This is a genomic window from Vibrio sp. 779(2023) (genome assembly GCF_033344285.1).
Classification (GTDB): Bacteria; Pseudomonadota; Gammaproteobacteria; order Enterobacterales; family Vibrionaceae; genus Vibrio; species Vibrio alginolyticus.
In genome coordinates, this window is sequence record NZ_JAWPOM010000253.1 from 1 (window position 1) to 1,008 (window position 1,008).

Below are 1,008 nucleotides of genomic sequence, written 5' to 3' on the forward strand. Positions count from 1 at the left end.
ACCAACTGCCAACTTTCATTGATGCCATGCCAGACAATCAACTAGATGCTAACACTTAATGATTGTTAATCAGGCACAACGTACAAGAGCCAATCCCTAGAAAGATTGGCTTGTTTTTGCTTATCCTCCGCGAACTTTTCTTCATTGCTTATGTCATCGCACCTCAAAATTGATAGGTTTTGTTGCTCTGTATAGCATTTCCATTTACGCTTTGAGCAACGAGTTGTTTTGGGTGCACTTTATCTATGACCAACATCTTTATCATTGTTGTTCTTCTGGTTGTATTCTTCTTTATTATTCAAAAGTACGTGATTAAGCACGACGACACGCGTGACTATCCATATCGTGCGAAAGGTCCGTTACTAAGAGGGCAAGAAGGTGCTTTTTTCAATGCGCTAAGAGCCGCAGTCGGAGAGCATGCTGTCGTGTTTGCCAAGGTGAACATGTCTACTTTGGTTGCTCCGAAAGACATCAAGAATAAAAAGCAGTTTTTCGTGGCCAATAATCGCATCTCGCGCAGTTATTTCGACTACGTAATTTGTGATCCCAGAACGTTAGAACCGCGCGTGATTATCGAGTTTGATAACGGGCAGCAATTGAATAAAGGTAAGGTGGAGCGTCAGAAGTTGCTGATGCACGTATGTAAATCTGCCAACTTGCCTCTGATCGGGACTTCTGTAAAACACAGTTATCAAGTGGGGCGTTTACGTCGTTTGTTGGCGGCGCATATTGATTTGATCGAGCCTGAGAAAGAAGTGCGTTTTTGTAAAAAATGCGGCAGTCCGATGATCATCAAAACTGCCAGCCAAGGTGAATTTAAAGGACGACGATTTTTCACCTGCAGTCGTCAACCTAATTGTACTTATACTGAAAACTACAATGTGGTGTTTGAGTCTGACGACTAATACAACCAATCAAACGATAAACTTAAAGGCTTTGATTTGTGTAGATCGAAGCCTTTTTTGTATCGCCCAATACGCCAAGACCTATACTTTGAGAAAGAAAGCT

1 protein-coding gene is annotated in these 1,008 nt (G+C 41.9%); it reads left to right on the top strand.

The window, feature by feature from the left end; translation table 11 throughout:
* The first annotated feature begins 245 nt into the window (after positions 1 to 245).
* Complete coding sequence (locus R8O70_RS26435; protein ID WP_025516687.1) at positions 246 to 905, top strand: DUF2726 domain-containing protein; 660 nt, start codon at positions 246 to 248, stop codon at positions 903 to 905.
* Positions 906 to 1,008 lie beyond the last annotated feature (103 nt).